The sequence below is a fragment of the Streptomyces sp. NPDC026673 genome, from assembly GCF_040638135.1.
Taxonomy (GTDB): Bacteria; Actinomycetota; Actinomycetes; order Streptomycetales; family Streptomycetaceae; genus Actinacidiphila.
The window spans coordinates 1-21,354 of record NZ_JBEZXR010000109.1 but is presented as its reverse complement, the minus strand read 5'-3'; the positions used below and the strand labels follow the sequence as shown (position 1 = coordinate 21,354).

The window sequence follows — 21,354 nt, the reverse complement described above, 5'->3', positions numbered from 1 at the left end:
GCGAGTTCACCACCCACCACGCGTTCATGGTCCGCCACTACCTGGACGAGATCGACCGCCTGAACAGCACGATCGCCCTGTTCGACAGCCGCATCACCACACTGCTGGCCGAGCGCGAACAGGACCTCAACAACCTCGACACCATCCCGGGGATCGGCCGGCTTGCTGCCGAGGTCATCATCGCCGAGACCGGCGGCGACATGGCCCAGTTCGCCTCCGCCCAGCACCTCGCCTCCTGGATCGGGGTCTGCCCTGGCCAGAACGAGTCGGCCGGGGTCAGCAGATCCGGACGCACCCGACCGGGCAACAGCAACATCAAACGCCTGCTCGGGACCGCCGCCATGGCGGCGATCAGAGACAAAGCCTCCTACCTCGCCGCCTTCTTCCGCCGGATCTCTGCCCGCAGGGGCGGCAAACGGGCCCTGGTCGCCGTCATGCACAAGATCGCCATCGCCATCTGGCACGTCCTGCGAAACAAGACCGCCTACCGCGATCTCGGAGCCGACTACTTCGCCAAACGTGATCCCGAACGAGCGATGCGCCGCATGATCAAGGAAGCCAACAGTCTCGGACTGACCGTCCGCTTCGAACCGATCCCAGCTGCCTGACCTGCGTGGTTCACTCTATTTTCGTGTCAGACCCCTGGCCGGCACTGTCACCAACATGTCGGCCGAGTAGAGCTAGAGTCCGCTTCGTGACGACGTACGAACTCGGTCCCACCCGGCTTTACACCCCGGGTGAGCGGCTGCTCCACGGCAAGGGGGCGGACTCGGCGGTCGGTGGCGGGCGTGCCGAGGACTGGGTCGCCCTCGACCGCAGCGTGTGGTCGGGTACCGCCTGCACGGGCAGGAACCGGAGCCGGATCCGGGTCGGCTTCCGCTATGTCGACGGCCGGGAGATCGCGGACTGGGAGCGGGCACCGCGGTGGCAGGAGCCCAGTCCTGGTCCCGGCGCTCCTTCCTGGAGCCTGCCGCCCACCGAGTCCGAGGTCGCCCTGTGCCTCGGTCACGCGGATGCCCGCGTCCGTGCGACGGCGCTCGCGCACACCGGGTCCGGGGCTCTGCCGGTGCTGCCGCTCGTCCTGATCCGGTGCGCGGACGGCGACCAGCGGGTGCGGGCGCTTGCCCGCGCAGCTTTTGACCACGCGCTCGCCGACGCGGACGAGGCCACGCTGCGCCGACTGGCGCCCTTGGCGGCGCTGGTGGGCATGCGGTGGCGGTACGGCGGGTGGGTGCGGGAGGCCGTGTTCGGGCGCCTGGGCGGGCTACCTGACGAGGCGGTGGCGCAGCTGCTGTCGGGACGTGGCGAGGAGGTCCGGATCGCCGGCCTGCTCGCCGGGGTCGCGTACGGGCGGCTTGGCCTGCCGCAGGTCTGGGCGATCGCCGAGGGGGATCCGGAGGAGAGTGTGCGCGGGCACGCGGTACGCACGGCGATGCGTCTGACTCTTGCGTCCGGACAACAGGACGTCCTCGACGACGCAAGGGACCGGGTTCTCGCTCTCGTACACGCCGACCCCTCGTGCAACATCCGCCGCACCACGCACGCCGCCGCCATTGGGGCAGGCATCTTCCGCGCCCGGGACCTGGCCGATCTCGCCACCGGGCACCGGGACCGCCGCATCCGACGGCGCAGTTGCACGGCCGCCCTCGCCCACGCGGACGGGAACACCTTCCTCGACGTTCTGCTCTCCGCGCGGGACACCACCGTGCGCTTGGCCGCCGTCGGGCAGCTGCGGAGCGCCGGCCGCGGCAATGAACTGGTGCGGCACCTGGCGGACTCGTCGGCCGTCATCCGCGCGGCGGTGTGCCGGGAACTGCATGCGGCAGGCGACGATCCCCGGGCGCACTACCAAGCGCTGTGCGCCGACCCGGCCGCCGTCACACCGGCGGCGGTCATAGGGCTGGCCGAGCAGCGGCACCCCGAGGACGCCATCCTGCTGGGCGCTCTCACCCGACACCCTCGTGACGCGGTCCGGGCCCGTGCGCTGTCCGCGCTGCGGATGCTGGGCGTTCTTCCCGACGACGGGGTGCCGCCGTTCGCCGACGACCCCGATCCCGGTGTGCACGCCACGGTCTGACGTGTCCTGCGCGGCTGCCCCCGTCTCCTGTGAGACCTGGTCCGGAACCCTCACGACGACGTGCGGGTCGAGCGCGGGTCTGTCCGTTGAACGGCACCTCTCTGTGTCAAGCGGGGGCGATCAGAGAGGTGTCCCAACGTGTTGGATCGGCACCGGAGATCGTGGTCTGCAGCCATGTCCGAGGCTGTGGCAGGGGTCGCTCACGTTACATCCGCTGTTTTGATGGTGCCGTCCGGGTCGGGTCGCAGGGCGCGGCCGATGCCCTGCGCCCAGGCCTTTTCCGGGGCGATGTGCCGGTGAGGATCGAGGTCGTAGAAGCCCGCGTCGAGGACGACGCCGGCAACGCCTGGGCTTCGGTCAGGGCATGCTCGGACGGCTCGCTCGCGTAGAGCTCCGCCGCGGTCTCTGCGAGGGGCTTGTCCTCGTTCAGGAGGATTCGCCTCGGTCGGATGCGTCGGCAGGCGCGATCGCAGCCGGCTCCTGGTTGGGCACTTGTCTGATTGCGGCGTTCTGGGCTGCGGCGGCCCTTAGGATCTGCGGCATGGCGACACGACTCGTGCAGATCAACATGAAGGCGCAGGACGACTCCGTGCTCGGCCGGATCTGGGCGGAGGCGCTGGGTTGGGGTGTCGACAGTGAGGGACCAGGGGTGACCAACCTGGAACCGGTGGGCTTCGCCTACCCCGACCCCGTGGCCGTCTGTATCGACATCGTCGCCAGCCCGGAACCCAAGACGGTGAAGAACCGTGTGCACCTTGATCTGGCCACCACCTCGATGGCCCATCAGGCCGAGTTGGTCTCCCGCTTGCAGGATCTCGGCGCGACGCTGGCCGATGTGGGGCAGGGCGACGTTCCCTGGACGGTCATGGCGGACCCGGAGGGCAACGAGTTCTGTGTCCTGGAGCCCCGTGCGGTCTACCAGGACACCGGGCCGATCGCCGCGGTGGTGGTCGACTGCACCGACCCGCGAGGGATGGCCCGGTTCTGGGGTGAGGCGATGGACTGGACGCTGCACGAGGTCGCCGACGACCACGCGACCATGCGCTCCGCCAAGGGCGTTGGACCCTACCTGGAGTTCGTCCGCACTCCCGACACCAAGAGCGTGTGGAACCGCGTCCACCTCGACGTCCGCCCCTACCCCGGTGACGACCTGGCCGCGGAGGCGGCCCGGTTGCGTGCCCTGGGCGCCACCGACCCTGATATCGATCAGTCCGCGATCTCCTGGACGGTTCTGGCCGACCCGGAGGGCAACGAGTTCTGCCTCCTGACGCCTCGCTGATCTCGAGCGACGACTCCGGCTGGTTCCAGCGGCGAAGACCGCGCGGTGCCAGCCCATGCCGCCGAGAGGCGGGATGGCGTTCCCTGTGCGCCGGCGCGCGTCCTCGGGAGCCAGAAGGCTGCGAGGGGGCCGTGGTCGTCGGCGGTGCGCGTACGGCTCTGGCGCGCACGGCGGCGCTGTGCGCCGGCCTTGGGTCATGCTGGGGCAGGCCCCCTCCCTCGGAGGGGCCGACTGCCCGTGGCGGCCTGTGCGCGCTGCTTCTGCGGCGCAGCGCCATCGGCGGTCGCGCCCCGGGCCGGGCCATCGCGTTCCATGTCAACTTCCGCACGGTGGCGAGATTCGGCGAACCCCTTCGCGCCACCGAGGGCACCATCTTCACCGCGCAACTGCAGGAATTCGCCGACCGGGGTGTGCGGGTGATGCCCGCGAACCTCACCGCGGGGTCGGTCGCCGCGGCCCTGGCCGGTCACCCTGCCCGGACCGTGGACCGGATGCTGGCCCAGCTCGACCGGATCGCGGTCTACACCACCCAGGTGAGCGTCCAAACCACCGCACGGCTGTCGGCGGTACCCGGCCTCGGCGCGGTCCTGCGTCACCGATTGACCGGGAGGGACCGGGATCTCCTCCGGTCCGCCTTCCGGCACACCGCTGAGCTCCTCCTGGAAGCCGGCGCGGTCGAACTGCTGCCGCCCGCACCCACCAGTCTCACCACCGCCGCGCAGGCGACCGACTTCGCGCTGCACGCTCGGCCCGAGACCTGGGACCTGATCTCCGTTCACGCCATGGCGTCGTGTCGGATGGGCCCACCCGTCTTCGGTGGAGTGTGCGACGCTCAGGGACGTCCGCACGGCTTCACGAACCTGCGGCTGTGCGACGCGAGTGTCCTGCCGGGAGCCACTGGTATCAGCCCACAGGAGACCATCATGGGCTTCAGCCACCTGATAACGACCCGATATCTGGAGCATCCCGCCCGTTAGGGCGCGTATCGGGTCGCGACCGGCCGAGGCCCGCAGGGCACCGAAGCGACGCCTGTCGGACGTTGTCCATCGCACCCTCGGACGCGACCGCCGCATGAGGGGGCCAACGGCCCTCGTGCCGGACCACGAAAGACACAACGGGGCGCCCCGGCCGGATCAGTCGAACTCTTCGACGTACTCCTCGGTCGGGCCCAGTTCGGGCTCGTCCCGGAGTTCCAGGGTGTCCCCGAGGCCCTCGAGTTCGAGGACGGTGACGGTGTTGACTCCCGCGTGCAGCAGCGGTGCCGGGCAGTACAGGGTGACCTGGGGGCCGATGTCCCAGTGGCGGCCGAGCAGGAAGCCGTTCACCCAGACGAGTCCGTGCACCGATCCCGGCAGCGCCAGGAACGTGTCGGCGGGCGCGTCGGCGTGGAACTCGGCGACGGCGAAGCCGGCAGCCGTACCGGTGACCGGGCCGGCGCCCGCGTCCAGTGCCGCCGACAGTTCCCGCTCGGACCACTCGGGCAGTGCCACCGGCGTGCTCTCCCAGCCCTGGACCATGCGCCGGTCGACCAGGACGGGACCGAGCAGCCCCTTCGGACGGCCCACGCTCGGACCGTAGTTGACTCTGCCGAGGCTCTCGACCAGGACGTCCAGGCGGACGGTCTCCCCGGTGCCGGTGATCTTCAGCTCGGGGGAGTCCGCGTCGGCGACGCCGAGGTGGACGCCGTCGGCGAAGACCAGGGCGCGGTCGCGGACGTCGGTGAGGACCAGCCGGTGTTCGCCGGCGGGGATGCGCGGGCGGGCGGTGCAGCGCACCAGGCCCGCGTCCAGGCCGAGTCGTTCGAAGGTTGCGGGCCGCGGCGCGGCCGCGGTCTCCACCGGTACGGCTCGGAGCGCGGCGTCGAGGCCCTCGAGCAGGCCGGTCCGGCGGACCAGCGCGACCCGGGCCGGCGGGAGGACGGGAAGCCGCTCGGGGGAGCGCAGCGGCCCGGTCGCGCCCAGCACCTCGCGCATCGCGTGGAACTTCGGCGTGAAGCGGCCGTCCTCGGCGATCGGCGCGTCGGAGTCGTAACTGGTGACGACGGGCTCGAGCCGCCCCTCGGTCTCGTTGGCGCCGGCCCACAGACCGAAGTTGGTGCCGCCGTGCGCCATGTAGATGCTGACGCTGCCGTGGTCGTCGAGGATGCCGCTCAGGGTGTGGACGGCGCTGTCGACACTGCGGACGTGGTGCCGTTTGCCCCAGTGGTCGAACCAGCCGTTCCAGAACTCGGCGACGACGAAGGGCTCCTGGGGACGGCGGCCGGCCAGCAGCTCGCGGGCCTCCTTCGGCTTGGAGCCCAGGGTGGCGGCGGTGAGGGTGCCGGGCAGCGTGCCGCCGTCCAGCATCAGTTCGGTGGGGCCGTCGGCGGTGAACAGCAGTTCCGTGATGCCCCGTTCGGTGAGGGCCTGGCGGTTCCAGCGCAGGTAGGCGTGGTCGTCGCCGTAGGAGCCGAACTCGTTCTCCACCTGGACGGCGACGACCGGTCCGCCCTGGGACGCCTGCAACGCGGCCAGGCGGGGGATCAGTTCGCCGAACCAGTCGGCGACGGCCGAGGTGAACTCCGGGTCGGAGCTGCGGATCGCGAGGTCCCGGCCGGTCAGCCAGCTGGGCAGGCCGCCGTTGGACCACTCGGCGCAGATGTAGGGACCGGGCCGGACCACGACGTCCAGGCCCTCCTCTCCCACCGTGCGGATGAACCGCTCCAGGTCCCGCCAGCCGTCGAAGCGCGGCGCGCGGTCCTCCCGGGGCTGGTGGAAGTTCCAGGCGACATAGGTGTCGACGGTGTTCAGCCCGAGGTCGGCGATACGGCGGACGCGGTCGCGCCAGAGATCGGGGTGGACCCGGAAGTAGTGCAGTGCCCCGGACAGGATGCGGTGGGGGATCCCGTCGCGGTACAGGCGGCTGTCTCGCCAGGACAGAAGCGCGGGGGAGGCGGCCGTGGCCGCCGCGCCCGAGGGCGCGGCGAGGGCGGTCTCGGGGGCTTCGGCCGGGCGTCGCGGCGGGCCGATGTTCGTCGTGGGCGACTCGTTCACCGGGGGAGCGTATGTTATCGATGACATCAGTAACAAGCCTGCTAAGGTCCTCCGAACCGATCGGGGGAGGGAACACCATGAACGAGGACGCCTCGCGGCCGCGGCAGCCGAGCATGGCCGACGTGGCCAGGATCGCCGGAGTGTCGGCCCAGACCGTCTCCCGTGTTCTGCGCGGCTCGCCGAACGTCAACCCCGAGACGTCCCGGCGGGTCCTGGCCGCCGTGGAGCAGATCGGCTACCGCTTCAACAGTGCCGCGCGGACCCTGTCCTCGGGCCGCAGCCACACCATCGGCCTGGTCCTGCTGGCCTCCGGCGGGTACTACTCGCGCTCGGCGGTGACCGCCGGTGTGGAGTCGGCGGCCGGCGAGGCCGGGTACGCGGTGAGCATCGCGACCATCGCCGCACTGGACGTGGGCCTGATGGAGCGTTCCCTGGCCAAGCTCGCCGACCAGAACGTCGACGGCTTCGTGATCGCGGTGCCACTGATCTCGGTGACCCGCAAGATGGAGGAGATCACCCGGGACATCCCGACCGTCACCCTGGACGGGTCGCGGACCGCGGGTGCCCGGGTGCTCGGCATCGACCAGCGCGAGGCCGGCCGGATCGCCACCCAGCACCTCCTCGACCTGGGACACCGCCAGGTCTGGCACGTCTCCGGGCCGGACGAGTGGATCGAGGCCCGGCAGCGCCGGGAGGGCTGGCAGGAGTGCCTGGAGCAGGCCGGGGTCGAGGCTCCGCCGCCGCTGGAGGGCGACTGGTCGCCCGCCTCCGGCTACCGGCAGGGGCAGATCATCGCCATGATCCCCGAGGTCACGGCGGTCTTCGTGGCCAGCGACGAGATGGCCTTCGGGGTGATCAAGGCGCTGCGCGAGCGGGGCCGATCGGTGCCGGAGGACGTGTCCATCGTGAGCGTCGACGACATCGCCCTGGCCGCGTTCTGCGCGCCGCCGCTGACCGCCGTACGGCAGGACTTCTTCGGCTACGGTGCCGCGGCCGTGCGGCTGCTGCTGGACGCGGACGCGGGTCCGGAGGAGGCCGTGGGTACCCCCACGCTCTCCGTGCGGGCCTCCACGGCGCCGCCGCGCGCCCTCTGAGGAGCGTCCGCGGGGTGCTCAAGAGCCAGGTTTTCTCTGTGAGCTGATCCGACGGCACCCAACCCCTTGCGCCCGTCATGTGATCGATGCCATGGTACCCAGCATGTTATCGGTGCCACCGTAACAACGCCGGGTCGTACGTCCACCGGATCCGGGGTGCGGTGGCGTGGTGCCCGCGACGCGGAGGGGCCCGGACGGGTCCGTGGCGGGCCCGCACTGCCGCTCAAGTCAGGTGGGCGTACGTCCATGGGAAGGACCCCAAATGAGGAGATCGTTCGCCTTCGCCGGCACCACGGTCATGGCGCTCTCGCTGCTCGTCGGCTGCTCGTCCGCCGGTGGCTCGGACTCCGGCTCGGGCAAGACGACCCTCAAGGTCGCCGCTCTCGAGGGCGGCTACGGCAAGGACATGTACCACCAGGTCATCGAGGCCTACGAGTCCTCGCACCCGGACGTCGACGTCCAGCTCCAGATCTCGAAGAGCATCGAGGACGAGATCACGCCGAACATGAAGGCCGGCAAGTACCCGGACGTCGTCGTGCTCGGCCAGGGCCGCGAGGCCGGTCTCACCGAGACCCTGATCAAGGACAAGGCGCTGGAGGACCTCACCCCGCTCCTGGACACCAAGGTCCCCGGCGAGAAGCAGACGATAGGCGAGAAGCTGACCGACGGCATCGTCGGCAACCTCAACACCAACCCGTACGGCACGGACAAGACGTACCTGATGCCGATGTACTACTCGCCGACCGGCCTCTTCTACGACAAGGGCCTGTTCAAGGAGAAGGGCTGGGACGTCCCGACCACCTGGGACGAGATGTTCGAGCTGGGCGACAAGGCGAAGAAGGAGGGCATCGCCCTCTTCACCTATCCGACCGCCGGCTACCTCGACTCGTACTTCTACGCCCTGCTCGCCGACGTCGGCGGGGAGCGGTTCTACCAGGACGTCATGACGTACAAGCAGGGCGTCTGGAAGACCGCGGAGGCCAAGAAGGTCCTCGACATCACCACCAGGCTGCTGAGCTACGCCGGGAAGTCCACCGTCGGCTACGCCAACGAGCAGGACTTCACCAAGAACCAGCAGTCGATCCTCGACAACAAGGCGCTGTTCATGCCGAACGGCACCTGGATCACCGGCGAGATGGCCGACGCGCCCCGTTCGGACGGCTTCGAGTGGGGCCTGACCCCGCTGCCCTCGGTGAACGAGGGCGACACCCGCTACCTGACCACCTCGGTCGAGTCGGTCTGGGTGCCCGGTGCCGCCAAGAACAAGGACGCGGCGGAGGAGTTCATCGCCTTCCTGTACTCGGACAAGGCCGCGAAGATCTTCGCCAAGTCGAACGCGATCCAGCCCGTCAAGGGCCTCTCGGACAGCCTGACCGGTGAGAGCGCCGGCTTCTACTCGCTCTACGACGACACGTCGGTCTCCGCCCTGGTCGGCGGATTCGCCTCGACGAACCCGGTCGAGGGTGTCGACATCAAGTCGACCCTGTTCGACACCGCCAACAGCATCATCAGCGGCGACACCACCGAGGCCAAGTGGCAGGCGGCGCTGGACGAGGCCAGCGAGAAGCTGCGCCAGGCGGGCAACTGACCGGCCCGGCGGCGGCGTGGTCCGGCCGGGCCGCCGCCGGAGCCTTCCCCACCCGGTGAACCCCCGGGTTCGCCAGCACCACTTCGTACGACCGGAGGACCGGCACGGTGACGACCCTCTCCACCCCACCCCAAGAACCGGCGGCACGCCCCGTGAGGAAGACCGGGACGACCTTCCGCCGCACCCGGCCGGGCGCTCCCGCCCGGCCCCGAAAGCGGGGCGACACCCGCTTCGTGCTGGCCTGCCTGCTTCCCGCGCTGGTCCTGTTCGCGGTCTTCATGGTCTACCCGACCGTGAACGTGTTCCGGATGTCGCTCTACACCTGGAGCGGCTTCTCCCTGGACATGAGGTTCGTGGGGCTGGACAACTTCCGCCATCTGCTGGACGACCGGCAGTTCGTGCGGGCCTTCCAGAACACCGTCGCCCTGCTGGTCGTGGTGACCGTGGTGACCATGGGCATGGCCCTGTTCCTCGCCGCGATCATGACCCGGCAGAAGCTGCGTGGCGGCAACCTCATCCGGTTCATCCTCTACGTCCCCAACATCCTCTCCGTGGTTGTGATCGCGGCGATCTTCTCCGCCGTCTACGACCAGAACAACGGCCTGCTGAACGGCACCCTGCGGGCGGTGTCCCCGGACACCTGGCAGCAGGTCTGGCTGGGCGACCAGAAGCTGGTGCTCTACTCGGTCGCGATGGCCATGGTCTGGCAGTCGCTGGGCTACTACATGGTCCTGTACATGTCGTCCATGGCGAGCATCCCCGAGGAGCTGTACGAGGCGAGCTCCCTCGACGGGGCCTCCGCCGTACGGCAGTTCTTCTCCCTCACCCTGCCGCTGATCTGGCAGAACCTGCGGACCTCGCTGACCTTCTTCGTGATGAGCGCGGTCAACCTCAGCTTCGTGCTGGTCCGCGCGATGACCGGCGGCGGTCCGGACGGCTCCTCCGAGGTGCTGCTCAGCTACATGTACAAGCAGGCGTACACCAACTCGTCCTACGGCTACGGCATGGCCATCGGTGTCGTCATCTTCGCGTTCTCGTTCCTCGTGTCGCTGCTGGTGAGCCGCGCGACGCGGCGCGAGCCCCTCCAGTTCTGAGGACGGAACCCTACACCATGACCATGATCGACTCTCCGAGCCCCGACGCGCCCCGCGCCGGGTCCGCCCGTGCCGGTGCCGGCCGCGCCCGCGCCGGCCGCGCGCTCACCTACACCCTGGTCATCGCCCTCGCGCTGGCGATCGCCGTACCGGTCGCCTGGGTGCTGACGGCCTCGCTGAAGGCGAAGAGCGAGTTCTTCGGCAGCCCCTGGACGCTCCCGGAGGGCCTGCGCTGGCAGAACTACGCCGACGCGTTCACCGACGCCCACCTCGGCTCGTACTTCCTGACCTCGGTCTTCGTCACCGTCCTCGGGCTGGTCTTCGTGCTCGCGGTGTCGGTGCCGGCCGCCTACGTCATCGCCCGCTACGACTTCCCCGGCAAGGGCGCCGTCGAGACAGCCCTGCTCGCCGGCCTGTTCGTGAACGTCAACTACATCGTCGTGCCGATCTTCCTGATGCTGGTCGACTGGGACAAGGCGCTGGTCGACGTCTTCCCGGACGGCTTCTTCCTCGACAACCCCACCGTGCTGTCGCTGGTGTACGCGGCCACCTCGATCCCGTTCACCATCTACCTGCTGACCGCGTACTTCCGGTCCATCCCGGTCGAGTACGAGGAGGCGGCGGGTCTGGACGGGGCGTCCCGCTTCCGGATCATGACCACGATCATGCTGCCGATGGCCCGCCCGGCGGTGACCACCGTGATCCTCTTCAACTTCCTCGCCTACTGGAACGACTTCATCATCTCGCTGACCCTGCTGCCCGGCGAGGGCAAGACCGTCCAGGTCGGCCTGCTCAACCTGTTCACCGCACAGAAGGCGGCGGCCGACTACGGCCGTCTGTACGCCGGCATGGTCATCGTCATCGTGCCCGTGCTGCTCGTCTACGCGCTCATCCAGAAGCGGCTCATCGAGGGGATGGCGTCCGGCGGAGTCAAGGGCTGACATCCCCACGCGAACCCAAGACGGAAGGAAACGAACCGAGATGAAGGACTCGACGCGTGCCGGCCTGCTCGTCGTCGTGCGCACCCTGATCGCGGCGGCCCTGGTGGCGCTCGTGGTGGTGGAGCGGACGACGGTCGGCTGGGGCCACCTCGCGGTGATGCTGGTCGCCCTGGGCGGACTGCTCGCCCTGCTCGCCTCGTACAACCGGAGGTTCCGGTGACCGCCGCGGCGTCCGCGCGGACGCTGGCCGCCGTCCGGCCGAGCGAGCGGCAACTCGCCTGGCAGGAGATGGAGTTCTACGGCTTCATCCACTTCGGCATGAACACCATGACCGGCCGCGAGTGGGGCGAGGGGGGCGACGACCCGGCCCTGTTCGACCCGAGCGACCTGGACGCCGACCAGTGGGTGCGGGCGCTGAAGGCGGCCGGGATGACCGGTGTCATCCTCACCTGCAAGCACCACGACGGCTTCTGCATGTGGCCGAGCGCCGCCACCGCGTACTCGGTGGCGGCGTCCCCGTGGAAGGACGGCAAGGGCGACGTGGTCGCCGAGGTGGCCGACGCCGCCCGCCGGCACGGCCTGAAGTTCGGCGTCTACCTCTCTCCCTGGGACCGTACCGAGGCCTCCTACGGCTCCGGCACCGGATACGACGACTTCTACGTCGCCCAGCTCACCGAACTCCTCACCCGCTACGGCCCGGTGTTCTCGGTGTGGCTCGACGGCGCCAACGGCGAGGGCCCCAACGGCAAGCGCCAGACCTACGACTGGGAGCGGTACTACGCGGTGGTCCGCGAGCTGCAGCCGGAGGCGGTCGTCAACGTCTGCGGCCCCGACGTCCGCTGGTGCGGCAACGAGGCCGGCGAGACCCGCCCCGACGAGTGGAGCGTCGTACCGCGCGCCCTCCAGGACGCCGAGCGGACCGCCTCCCGCTCGCAGCAGGCCGACGACGGCACCTTCGCCCGGCTGGTGCGCAGCGACGACCAGGACCTCGGCAGCCGGGCGGCGCTCGCCGGGCACGAGGACGACCTGGTCTGGTTCCCGGCCGAGGTCAACACCTCGATCCGGCCCGGCTGGTTCCACCACGAGGCCGAGGACTCCCAGGTACGGTCGGTGGACGAGCTGTTCACGCTCTACCTCCGCTCGGTCGGCGGCAACTCCTGCTTCCTGCTCAACGTGCCCCCGGCCGCCGACGGCCGGCTCCACCAGGCGGACGTGGACGCCCTGGAGGGACTGGGCCGGCGGATCGCGGACTTCCGCGGCCGCCGGATCGACGCCACCGCCACGGTCAGTTCCGGCACCCCGGGCGACATCGCCACCGTCTGGCCCGGCCGGGCCCAGTCCTCCTGGCGCGCCGGCGAGGACGACACACGCCCCTGCGTGACGCTCGCCCTCGGCGTCCCCCGCCCGGTCGAGGCGGTCGTCGTCGGCGAGGACATCACCCAGGGCCAGCGCGTCGAACACGTCGTCGTCCGGGGAGCCCTGGACGGCGTGTGGACGACGCTCGCCGAGACCGGCGCCGTCGGCTACCAGCGCATCCTCACCTTCCCGCCCACCGAGGTGGACACCATCGCCTTCCAGATCACCGCGACCCGGGACACCCCGGTCCTCGCCCGGGTGGCGGCGATCGGGGCGTCCTCGTGAGCGCGGGCGGCCGCCGGCCGGCCGGTTCGCGCAAGCCCGGCGCGCGCAAGGCCTCCGCCGCCCGGCGGCCGGTCGCGCCCCCGCCCAAGGCGGCGGGCCGCGGACGGCTGTCGCGGCGGGTGGCAGCCGTGTCCGGCGCCGTCTGCCTGGCGGTCGCCGTGCTGGTCGCCGGCGCGGTCACCGCGTTCGGAGGGCAGGACCACGGCGACGAGGTCGCCTCGCTGGACGGCCACCCTGTCACCCGGGAAGAGCTTCTCTTCCACATGGACCGTCTCGCGCCGACCGTGCAGAACGAGCTGCGCAACACGTACCCCGGCCTGAAGACAACGTTTTCCTGGAACGCCGAGGCCGGGAACCGCACCGCGCTGCAGCGTCTGGAGACGCGGGCGCTCGCCGAGATCCGCGAGGACAAGACCACGTTGCTGCTCGCGCAGCAGCAGGGCCTCGTCGGCTCCGTCGACTTCGCGGACCTTCAAGCCGAGCGCACCGCCGAGAACACCTCCCGGGCCGAGGCCGTCGCCGCCGGCCGGACCGTGTACGGCGTCACGGATTACTCACCGGACGAGTACTACGGCCACCGGCTGACCGAACTCGCCACCGGCCTCAAGGACAGGCTGAGCAAGAGCCCGGGCGACCCGCTGCACGTCACCGACGCCGAGGTCCGGAAGGCCTACGACGACGACCCGGACTCCTGGAACGCCAACGCCACCACCTACACGTACACGCGGCTCGTGGTGCAGGTGCCGGGGAAGGCGGGCGCGGACTTCGACGCGAAGCTCGCGCGGCGGGTGAAGGCCGCCGGCGACCTCTCGGACGTGAGCGGGGTGGCGGACGCCAAGGTCACCACCGACACCTACGGCGGCGACGGCACCACCAGCGTGAACACCCACGAGCAGGACCTGATGTCCGTGCTCGGCGACCTGAGGCCGGGCGAGATCTCCGAGCCCGACAAGGGCGGCGGGCAGATCACCTACTACCAGCTCGACAGCAAGAAGACCGACGACGACAAGGCGTTCGGCGACTACAGGTCGCGGATCCGCCGGTCGCTGGTCGAGGAGAAGTACGACAGATACCTCCAGCGCCGGGCCGACGACGCCTCGATGCGCGTCGACCACTCGGCGATGGCCGCCATCAACGCGAAGGATGTGCACCCATGAGCCCTGCCGACGTCGGCCCACCCGAGGACAGGAAGGCGAGGCGCCCGAGGATCACCGGGCGGACCCTCCGCGCGGGCCTCACCTCCCTGCTCGCGGCGCTGCTCGTGGGCTCGCTCGCGCCGTCCGCGTACGCCGCCGCGGAACCGGCCGCCGCGGCGAAGTCCGCGACGAAGCCCGCGGCCACCGCGAAGTCCTGGCCGGGCAACACGCGCAACAAGACGGGCGGCACCGACTACTACATCGACGCCACGCACGGTCACGACACCGCGTCCGGCACCTCGGGGCGGCACGCCTGGAAGACCCTGGCCAAGGCGAACGCGACCACCTTCAAGCCGGGCGACCGCATCCTGCTGAAGGCCGGCGAGCAGTGGCAGGACGAGCAACTGTGGCCGAAGGGCTCCGGCAGCGCGGGCAAGCCGATCACCATCTCGGCCTACGGTGACAAGAACGACGGCCGCCCCTACATCGCGACCAACGGCAACGTCCCCAGCCCGTTCAACGCCGACGGCACCAAGAACCCCGACACCGTGGGTCTCACCGGCGCCATCGTGCTGCGCAACCAGCAGTACTGGGACATCGACAACGTCGAGCTGTCCAACGACGACGACTTCTCGACCGACATCACCAAGGGCACGTACGTCCGCGACGGAATCATGGTGTCGATCAACGCCGACCTGCTGAGGGCCGGCGAGGACACCGTCATGGACCACTTCCGGATCTCGGACATCTACGTCCACGACCTCGACGGCCCGAGCCGCTGGCAGAAGATCCACTACGGTGCGGTGGACTTCCAGGTCTTCGGCAACAAGAGCTACAAGGACTACGCGACCGGCGGCCACTACTTCAAGGACGTCCGGATCGAGAACAACACGTTCGTCAACGTGGAGCTGCACGCGGTGCAGTTCGGCTTCAACTGGTTCAACGCGGACGGCACCGCCGCGGGCCAGTACGACGACAGCGGGAAGTTCCACGAGGGCTGGGAGCAGCTGTGGGTGCGCACCCGCGACCTGTACAGCCGTGACGTCTACATCGGCCACAACTACGCCGAGAGCATCGGCCAGGGCGCCATCCAGCTCGCCGACACCGAGCGGATGACGGTCGAGTACAACGAGGTCAACGGCTTCCTGGCGCGCTACGACGCGGTCTCCTGCGGCCTGTACCTGTGGGCGGGCGCCGACTCGACCATGCAGTACAACGAGGTGTACGGCGGCCCGGACAACGAGTACGACGGCACGCCCTGGGACATGGAGTACACCAACTTCAACGTCACCTACCAGTACAACTACTCGCACGACAACGCGGCGGGCTGGATGGCCTACATGGGCAACAGCTCGAACTCGGTGGCGCGCTACAACCTGAGCGTCAACGACAACGGCGTCCTGGTGAAGAACATGCTGTCGTCGAACTACGAGCCCTCGTACTTCGTCAACAACACCTTCGTGTACGACGGTTCCGAGCTCGATTACGTCCACGACGAAACGTTCCTGAGCCGCGTCTACTTCCTCAACAACATCTTCTACAACACATCGAAGACCGACGAGACGACCTGGTACCGCCGCACCGGCGCGCTGCGCCAGGCCGTGTTCTCGAACAACGACTACTACGAGGCGAGCGGAAAGCACTCCACCCAGGAGCCCGCCGACCCCGACGGCCTGCGCGTCGACCCGCGGTTCAAGGGCAGCGTGGACTCCTACGTCACCGACGCCGGCGTCGCGAAGATCCGCACCGCGGCAGCGCACTTCTCGCTGAGCAAGAACTCCCCGCTGATCGACGCGGGCCGCTACAACCCTCACCTGGGCACCGCCGACTTCCTCGGCACCAAGCTCTACTACGGTGACGCACCCGACATCGGCATCGCAGAGTCCCGCAAGGGCAAGCGGGTCGCCCACCCGGTTGACGACGACCCGATCGAGGAGGAGGCCGACAACCGCGTCGACCTCGCCCTCGGCAAGACGGTCACCGCCAGCTCCACCCACCCGGGGGCGAACGGCACCCTCGGCGCGGAGAAGCTGACCGACGGCAACCTCAGCACCCGCTGGGCCGCCGCCGACGCCGCCACCTACCCGATCACCCTCGACGTCGACTTCGGCACGGCGACCACCTTCGACCAGGTCTACCTGGACGAGTACACCGACTCGGGCACCAACCCCCGCGTCCAGTCCTTCGACCTGCAGCGCTGGGACGACACCACCGGCACCTGGGTCACCTTCGCGAGCCGCGACACCGGCATCGGTCACGACCTGACCGTCACCGGCTTCGGCCCGGTCACCACCTCCAAGCTGCGGGTGGCCCTCACCGGCCAGATCGCCACGGAGCAGTACACACCGACGCTGACCGAGATCTCCGTCTACAACTCGGCGTCCTGAGCCCCCGTCCGGTCCCGCGGGCATTCCGCGGGACCGGCGGCGGGCGGTCTTTGCCGCGGGCCGATGCTTTCCAGCAGGCGCGTTCGGACCCCATTTTGACGTGGGCACTGCGGCAACGTCCGCCGGTGTCCCCTGATACGTCCCCACCACCGGCCCAGCCGCGACGCGTGAGTGTGTTCAGCGCACCAGATCGCCGGCCAGCAGGTCCATCAGTAGGCCGTCGTGCCAGGTCCCGTCGGGGCCACGCTCGTACTGCCGCATGATGCCGACCGGCCGGAAACCGGCTTTCGCGTAGCAGCGGATCGCCGCGGTGTTGTCGGCCGCCGGATCGATGACCAGACGGTGGTAGCCGAGGTCGTCGATGAGATGGCGGGCCAGCGTGCGTACGGCGTCGGTACCCAGACCCTTGCCGTGCGCCGCGGGATCGAGGAAGAGGTCGATTCCCGCGTGCCGGTAGTCCGGATCCTCCTCGGAGTACCACTGGATCATGCCCACGATCCGTTGCTGGTGCAGGACCGTCGAACAGGCCGTGCCGGGGTCGTCAAGGTCGGTCGCGACGTCGGCTTTGAGATCATCCCCGCCGTTCCAGCGTGCGTGCACTTCGGGAGTGCCCCGGATCGCGGCCAGAGCGGGGATGTCCTCGGTGGTGGTGGGCTGGAGGACGACGAGGGTGCCATGCAGCACGGTCACGACAAGAACTCTATGCGACGTCAGGTGGGTGTCCAGCGGGGTGAAGAGACGGTGGCCTCTCAATGTTGGAGTCGTCACGCGACGCATGAACCTGATGGAACCCCGTGCCGTGCTCCTCGGTCGCCGAGTGGAGGTGGACGGGCAGGCCGACCACGCCGAAGCTGACGTAGCCGGTCCGGATCGCGCGCATCCCGACAGCATGCGACCCGGGGCGATCAGACGCGCGGTGGGCTACTCCTCGCCGCTGATCGTCAACTGGCGTTCTCGGCGGCGTAGGCCTGGAGCTTGCGCAGGGCCCCCGGCGCGGCGCTCTCGTCGACGCGGGCGACGATGACGATCTTGCTGGTGGCGACCGCGACGATTGCCTTGTCGTCCTTCTTGCCGATGACGGTGTCGTCCTGTCGGGCGGTAAGCGCGTAATTCTCGCCCTGAACCGCCAGGCGCGGAGTGGCTTCGGGATCGCGGACCGTTTGCACGATCTCCTTGGTCTCCTGGGGCGAGGGGCGCCAGTGCGCGGCGTCGCTGGTGCCGTAGAAGCTCCCGCTGGGATCGGCGAGGAACACCGCCTCCACGCCCGGAGTGCTTCGGACGATGCCTTCGCAGGACGGTTCCCAGCTCATGGACCGCTCCTTTCCGATGGGGAGCCGGCGGCGGCCGGACTCGGCGCCAAGACAGCGCGCATACCGCCAGCGTGCGACCCGGAGCGGTTCCCCGCGCGGGATGCTGCTCCGGGCCGGTGATCAGCGCACGCGCAAGGGAGCCACCGCTTCCGCCGTCCATGTCCGCGCAGGGCCCCACTGTGCGCCTCGTGGCCCAGCCCCAGCCGCGGAGGCCTTGGCGCCACCGGGGGTGCACCGGGGTGCAGGAATGCAGGTGGACCCTGGTCGTCTGCCGCCGCAGCCACTGCAACTGGGCGATCGCCGCACCGCGTTGCGCCTCCTGCTGCGCCAGCTCGGCCTGGCGGCGGGGGACGGTCCAGCCGACTCCGGAGTCCCGGGCGCGTACACGCCAGGCGTAGGTGTAGCCGGTTGCCTCGGGGGCGGATCCGTCCTGGGGGACCCGGCCCGCACGGAATCCGCGCTCCGGCAGGATGGGCGCATGCATCTCGATGTCCAGCGAATCCGTGACGACTTCCCCGCGCTGAGGGAGAAGGTGGCCCACTTCGACGGGCCGGGTGGCTCACAGGTGCCCCGCCAGGTCGCCGAGGCGGTGGCTGCCGCGATGTGCTCGGGCATCTCCAACCGGGGCGCGGTGACAGCCGCCGAGCGCCGTGCCGAGCACGTCGTCAAGGAGGCGCGGCTGGCCATGGCGGACCTTCTCGGCTGCGAGCCACGCGGTGTCGTCTTCACCCGGTCGGCGACGCAGGCGGCGTACGACGTCTCCCGTGCCCTGGCGCGGCAGTGGACAGCCGGTGACGAGGTGGTCGTCACCCGTCTGGACCACGATGCCAACATCCGGCCGTGGATCCAGGCCGCGGAATCCGCCGGTGCGGCGGTGCGGTGGGCCGCGTTCGATCCCAGGAGTGGTGAGTTGAGCGTCGACGCCCTGCGGGAACAGCTGTCCGGCCGAACCCGGCTGGTGGCGGTCACCGGGGCGTCGAACGTTCTGGGCACACGCCCCGACGTGGCGGCGATCGCCGCGGCCGTCCACGAGGTCGGAGCCCTGCTGTACGTGGACGGGGTGCACCTGACGCCCCACGCGCCGGTCGACCTGGCCACCCTGGGCGCCGACTTCTTCTCGTGTTCGCCCTACAAGTTCTTCGGCCCCCACCATGGTGTCGTGGTCGCCGATCCGGGACTGTGGGAGGAATTGCGACCGGACAAGCTGCTGCCTTCCACCGATGACGTGCCGGAACGCTTCGAGCTGGGCACTCTGCCGTACGAGATGCTCGCCGGTACCACCGCGGCCGTGGACTACATCGCCTCACTGGCGTCCTCCGCGGGCGACCGGCGCAGCCGGGTGCTGGAGGCGATGCGAGCGGTCGAGGCATACGAGGGGGACCTGCTGGGGCGGCTGCTGGAGGGGCTGTCGGGCATCGACAGGGTGCGGCTGTACGGCTCGCCGGCACGCCGTACGCCGACGGTGTTCTTCTCCGTGGAGGGAGTGCCCGGCCGGGAGGTCTACGAGCGGCTGGCGCGGCGCGGTGTGAACGCCCCCGCGGGGAACTTCTACGCGCTGGAGGCATCGCGGCTGCTGGGGCTCGGCGACACCGGCGCGGTGCGTGCCGGGCTCGCCCCGTACGTCGACGGCGAGGACGTGCAGCGGCTGATCGACGGTGTCGCGGAGGTGGCCAAATAGACCGCGGAGTGCCGGTTACGGGCGCGTCCCGGGGCATCGACCGGGCCGCCGCCGCGGCGTTCGCGCGCGCCGGCGACCAGGTCGCGGTGCACGGCAACAGGTCCGCACGGGAGGCCGAGCGGGTGGCACAGGTCGCCGGGTTAGACTCTCGCCTCGGACGCGGGAAAGGGCGGACACGTGAGCGCAGCACCCATACGGTTCGGCATCGTGGGCAGTGGCTGGCGGGCCGAGTTCTTCGCCCGGCTGGCGAGGGCGCTGCCCGAACGGCTGGCGGTGGCCGGCGTGGTGACGCGCTCGGCCGAACGAGCCGCCCAGGTGGAGGCGGAGTGGGAGGTGCCCGCCTTCCGGACGGTCGCTGAACTGTGCGGCATTGAACCGGAGTTCGTGATCCCGTCGGTGCCGTGGGAGGTTACGCCCCAGGTCGTACGGGAACTCGTCGAGCACGAGGTGCCCGTCCTCGCGGAGACACCGCCGGCGCCCGACGTGAACGGGCTCCGGAATCTGTGGGATGCCGTGGGAGGCGCGACGCACGCCGGGGGCGGAGCACTCGTCCAGGTCGCGGAGCAGTACACACTGATGCCCGGCCACGCCGCTCGCATCGCCCTCGTACGAGAAGGCGTGATCGGCGAGGTCACGTCCGTCCAGGTGTCCTCGACCCACATGTACCACGCGATGTCGCTGATCCGGCACACGCTGGACGTCGGTTGCGGGCCCGTGACGGTGACGGCCCGGGCCTTCACCGCTCCGCTCGCCGATCCGCTGTCCCCAGGTGGCTGGTCGGACGACCTCACGCCCAAGGACGCCGTCACCACTCTCGCTCTCCTGGACTTCGGCGGGGCCCGCACGGGCCTGTACGACTTCACAGACAACCAGTGGTGGAATCCGCTGCGCGCCCGCCGGATCGTGGTGCGCGGCTCGCTCGGCGAGATCGTGGACGACACGGTGGTGCGGATGGCCGATCCGCGCACGCCGGTGGAGTCCCCGCTGGTGCGTCGCCGCACCGGCACCGACCTCAACCTCGAAGGGGCGGAGGTGCACCACATCTCGTTCGACGGACGGGTTGTGTGGCGCAACGAGTATCTGGGCGCGAGTCTGTCCGAGGACGACCTCGCCGTGGTGGACCTGCTGTGCCGTACGGGCGCATGGGTCCGGGACGCCGGCCCTGAACCGTATCCGCTGGCCGAGGCCTGCCAGGACCATCTGCTGGCGTTGGCCATCGACGAGTCGGCGCTTACGGGGGCGCCGGTGACGACCGCGGTGGAGGCGTGGGCGGCCCGCTGATCCGGCCGTCCGCCCCGCTCCCTTCGAGCCCGCCCGCAGCGCACTGGCCGATGCCTCGGTCCGGCCGCCCTGGACAACGTCCACGGGACCCGAGCTCGCCGAAGTCTCGTGGTTGCTGAGGTTTGCCAGGCGGACGAAGCCGGTGCCAGTGAACACGTGCGGACTGGGAACCAAGCCGCATCAGCGGGCACCGGAACCTCGGCCGCCGCGGCAGCTGAGCTGAAGACGGTCCGGCGTCTCGCGCGTTCCTCGGGGCAGGGCGCGTCATGACCCAGCGCGTGGTGCTGCTCCCCACGCCCGCGGTCAGGCGTTCGCCGACCGCCGATCGAGCCAGGGCGGCAGCCTGATTGCGAGTCTGCGTCGCTGTGCTCACTTCGAGGCACGGAGACTGCTGGCTGGTCACGAGCCAACCGGTATTACCTGCGCGGACGCGGGATCCGCTGCACGATTCCGGAGAAGGCCGACCAGGTACGCAACCGCCATTAGCTCGGTGCCCGCGGCGGCCGTCCTCCAAAGCGACAAGGCCGACTACCGCGATTGCCACGCGGTCGAGTGCGGGATCAACCGCCTCAACCGCCTCGAGCGCCACCGGGCTGTGGCCACGAGATACGACAAGCTCGCTGTCCGCCACGAGGCCACCGTCACCATCGCTGTCATCAACGAGTGGCTCTGACCTCGCCCACCAGCTTCGGTCCGCGAGAAGCGCGGTATCGCTGCAGGTGGGTTGCGTCCTTGGAAGTGGTGTAGCGGGTTGGACCTGATGCGGGGGTTTGCTCCGGCGTCCGGGTTGGTGCCCGCATAGACAAACGGCCACCG

The 21,354-nt window shown here is 70.0% G+C and carries 18 protein-coding genes; 15 read left to right on the top strand and 3 right to left on the bottom strand.

The genetic code is table 11. The annotated features are described in order from the left end of the window. The 4 genes from AB0F62_RS39405 to AB0F62_RS39390 all read left to right on the top strand — a co-directional run. A partial coding sequence (locus tag AB0F62_RS39405; RefSeq protein WP_361810780.1) for a transposase occupies positions 1–608 on the top strand: 608 nt, incomplete at its 5' end. A gap of 86 nt (positions 609–694) precedes the next feature. Continuing rightward, positions 695–2,077 carry a hypothetical protein gene (locus AB0F62_RS39400; protein WP_361810778.1) on the top strand — a complete coding sequence of 461 codons (1,383 nt, stop codon included), beginning with the start codon at positions 695–697 and terminating at the stop codon, positions 2,075–2,077. A 541-nt stretch (positions 2,078–2,618) separates the two neighbouring features. Continuing rightward, positions 2,619–3,356 (top strand): VOC family protein, encoded by a 738-nt coding sequence (locus AB0F62_RS39395; RefSeq protein WP_361810776.1) that lies wholly within the window; start codon positions 2,619–2,621, stop codon positions 3,354–3,356. A 131-nt stretch (positions 3,357–3,487) separates the two neighbouring features. Then, on the top strand, positions 3,488–4,333 hold the full coding sequence (locus AB0F62_RS39390) for a GMC family oxidoreductase (RefSeq protein ID WP_361810774.1): 846 nt from the start codon (positions 3,488–3,490) through the stop codon (positions 4,331–4,333). A 156-nt stretch (positions 4,334–4,489) separates the two neighbouring features. On the opposite strand, the gene AB0F62_RS39385 is transcribed toward AB0F62_RS39390, so the two are convergent. Then, on the bottom strand, positions 4,490–6,415 hold the full coding sequence (locus tag AB0F62_RS39385; RefSeq protein WP_361810772.1) for a beta-galactosidase: 1,926 nt from the start codon (positions 6,413–6,415) through the stop codon (positions 4,490–4,492). A 50-nt stretch (positions 6,416–6,465) separates the two neighbouring features. On the opposite strand from AB0F62_RS39385, the gene AB0F62_RS39380 reads away from it, so the two are divergent. From AB0F62_RS39380 to AB0F62_RS39345, 8 genes are all read left to right on the top strand, one after another. Continuing rightward, positions 6,466–7,482 (top strand): LacI family DNA-binding transcriptional regulator, encoded by a 1,017-nt coding sequence (locus tag AB0F62_RS39380; protein ID WP_361810770.1) that lies wholly within the window; start codon positions 6,466–6,468, stop codon positions 7,480–7,482. Between the two features lie 262 nt (positions 7,483–7,744). Then, positions 7,745–9,070 carry a carbohydrate ABC transporter substrate-binding protein gene (locus AB0F62_RS39375; protein ID WP_361810768.1) on the top strand — a complete coding sequence of 442 codons (1,326 nt, stop codon included), beginning with the start codon at positions 7,745–7,747 and terminating at the stop codon, positions 9,068–9,070. 152 nt (positions 9,071–9,222) lie between these two features. After that, the gene (locus tag AB0F62_RS39370) at positions 9,223–10,164 is read left to right on the top strand and encodes a sugar ABC transporter permease (RefSeq protein WP_361810766.1); all 942 of its coding nucleotides are present in this window, start codon (positions 9,223–9,225) and stop codon (positions 10,162–10,164) included. A 23-nt stretch (positions 10,165–10,187) separates the two neighbouring features. Beyond that, positions 10,188–11,105 (top strand): carbohydrate ABC transporter permease, encoded by a 918-nt coding sequence (locus tag AB0F62_RS39365; RefSeq protein WP_361810764.1) that lies wholly within the window; start codon positions 10,188–10,190, stop codon positions 11,103–11,105. 40 nt (positions 11,106–11,145) lie between these two features. Next, complete coding sequence (locus tag AB0F62_RS39360) at positions 11,146–11,325, top strand: hypothetical protein (protein ID WP_361810762.1); 180 nt, start codon at positions 11,146–11,148, stop codon at positions 11,323–11,325. After that, the gene (locus AB0F62_RS39355) at positions 11,322–12,746 is read left to right on the top strand and encodes an alpha-L-fucosidase (protein WP_361810760.1); all 1,425 of its coding nucleotides are present in this window, start codon (positions 11,322–11,324) and stop codon (positions 12,744–12,746) included. Before AB0F62_RS39360 ends, AB0F62_RS39355 begins: the two co-directional genes overlap by 4 nt. Next, positions 12,743–13,903 carry a peptidyl-prolyl cis-trans isomerase gene (locus tag AB0F62_RS39350; RefSeq protein ID WP_361810758.1) on the top strand — a complete coding sequence of 387 codons (1,161 nt, stop codon included), beginning with the start codon at positions 12,743–12,745 and terminating at the stop codon, positions 13,901–13,903. Before AB0F62_RS39355 ends, AB0F62_RS39350 begins: the two co-directional genes overlap by 4 nt. After that, a complete protein-coding gene (locus tag AB0F62_RS39345) occupies positions 13,900–16,269 on the top strand; it encodes a discoidin domain-containing protein (protein WP_361810756.1) in 2,370 nt (789 codons plus the stop codon). Before AB0F62_RS39350 ends, AB0F62_RS39345 begins: the two co-directional genes overlap by 4 nt. A 177-nt stretch (positions 16,270–16,446) precedes the next feature. Here the strand turns inward: AB0F62_RS39345 and AB0F62_RS39340 are convergent, their stop codons facing one another. Together AB0F62_RS39340 and AB0F62_RS39335 are read right to left on the bottom strand one after the other, a co-directional pair. Further along, the gene (locus AB0F62_RS39340) at positions 16,447–16,959 is read right to left on the bottom strand and encodes a GNAT family protein (RefSeq protein ID WP_361810754.1); all 513 of its coding nucleotides are present in this window, start codon (positions 16,957–16,959) and stop codon (positions 16,447–16,449) included. Positions 16,960–17,210: 251 nt separating this feature from the next. Beyond that, on the bottom strand, positions 17,211–17,579 hold the full coding sequence (locus AB0F62_RS39335; protein ID WP_361810752.1) for a profilin: 369 nt from the start codon (positions 17,577–17,579) through the stop codon (positions 17,211–17,213). A 478-nt stretch (positions 17,580–18,057) separates the two neighbouring features. Here AB0F62_RS39335 and AB0F62_RS39330 point away from each other — a divergent pair, with 478 nt between their 5' ends. The 3 genes from AB0F62_RS39330 to AB0F62_RS39320 all read left to right on the top strand — a co-directional run bounded on the left by AB0F62_RS39330 (position 18,058) and on the right by AB0F62_RS39320 (position 21,211). Continuing rightward, positions 18,058–19,257, top strand: a complete 1,200-nt coding sequence (locus AB0F62_RS39330) for a cysteine desulfurase-like protein (RefSeq protein WP_361810750.1) — start codon at positions 18,058–18,060, stop codon at positions 19,255–19,257. Between the two features lie 177 nt (positions 19,258–19,434). Continuing rightward, the gene (locus tag AB0F62_RS39325) at positions 19,435–20,538 is read left to right on the top strand and encodes a Gfo/Idh/MocA family oxidoreductase (protein WP_361810748.1); all 1,104 of its coding nucleotides are present in this window, start codon (positions 19,435–19,437) and stop codon (positions 20,536–20,538) included. A 490-nt stretch (positions 20,539–21,028) separates the two neighbouring features. Then, complete coding sequence (locus tag AB0F62_RS39320) at positions 21,029–21,211, top strand: hypothetical protein (RefSeq protein ID WP_361810746.1); 183 nt, start codon at positions 21,029–21,031, stop codon at positions 21,209–21,211. The last annotated feature ends 143 nt before the right edge of the window (positions 21,212–21,354 follow it).

Excerpts from the sequence above, each read along its gene's own strand:
- AB0F62_RS39365 (WP_361810764.1), top strand. The coding sequence starts at position 10,188 with ATGATCGACTCTCCGAGCCCCGACGCGCCCCGCGCCGGGTCCGCCCGT.
- AB0F62_RS39385 (WP_361810772.1), bottom strand. The coding sequence starts at position 6,415 with ATGTCATCGATAACATACGCTCCCCCGGTGAACGAGTCGCCCACGACG.
- AB0F62_RS39380 (WP_361810770.1), top strand. The coding sequence starts at position 6,466 with ATGAACGAGGACGCCTCGCGGCCGCGGCAGCCGAGCATGGCCGACGTG.
- AB0F62_RS39330 (WP_361810750.1), top strand. The coding sequence starts at position 18,058 with ATGCATCTCGATGTCCAGCGAATCCGTGACGACTTCCCCGCGCTGAGG.
- AB0F62_RS39360 (WP_361810762.1), top strand. The coding sequence starts at position 11,146 with ATGAAGGACTCGACGCGTGCCGGCCTGCTCGTCGTCGTGCGCACCCTG.
- AB0F62_RS39395 (WP_361810776.1), top strand. The coding sequence starts at position 2,619 with ATGGCGACACGACTCGTGCAGATCAACATGAAGGCGCAGGACGACTCC.
- AB0F62_RS39335 (WP_361810752.1), bottom strand. The coding sequence starts at position 17,579 with ATGAGCTGGGAACCGTCCTGCGAAGGCATCGTCCGAAGCACTCCGGGC.
- AB0F62_RS39345 (WP_361810756.1), top strand. The coding sequence starts at position 13,900 with ATGAGCCCTGCCGACGTCGGCCCACCCGAGGACAGGAAGGCGAGGCGC.
- AB0F62_RS39375 (WP_361810768.1), top strand. The coding sequence starts at position 7,745 with ATGAGGAGATCGTTCGCCTTCGCCGGCACCACGGTCATGGCGCTCTCG.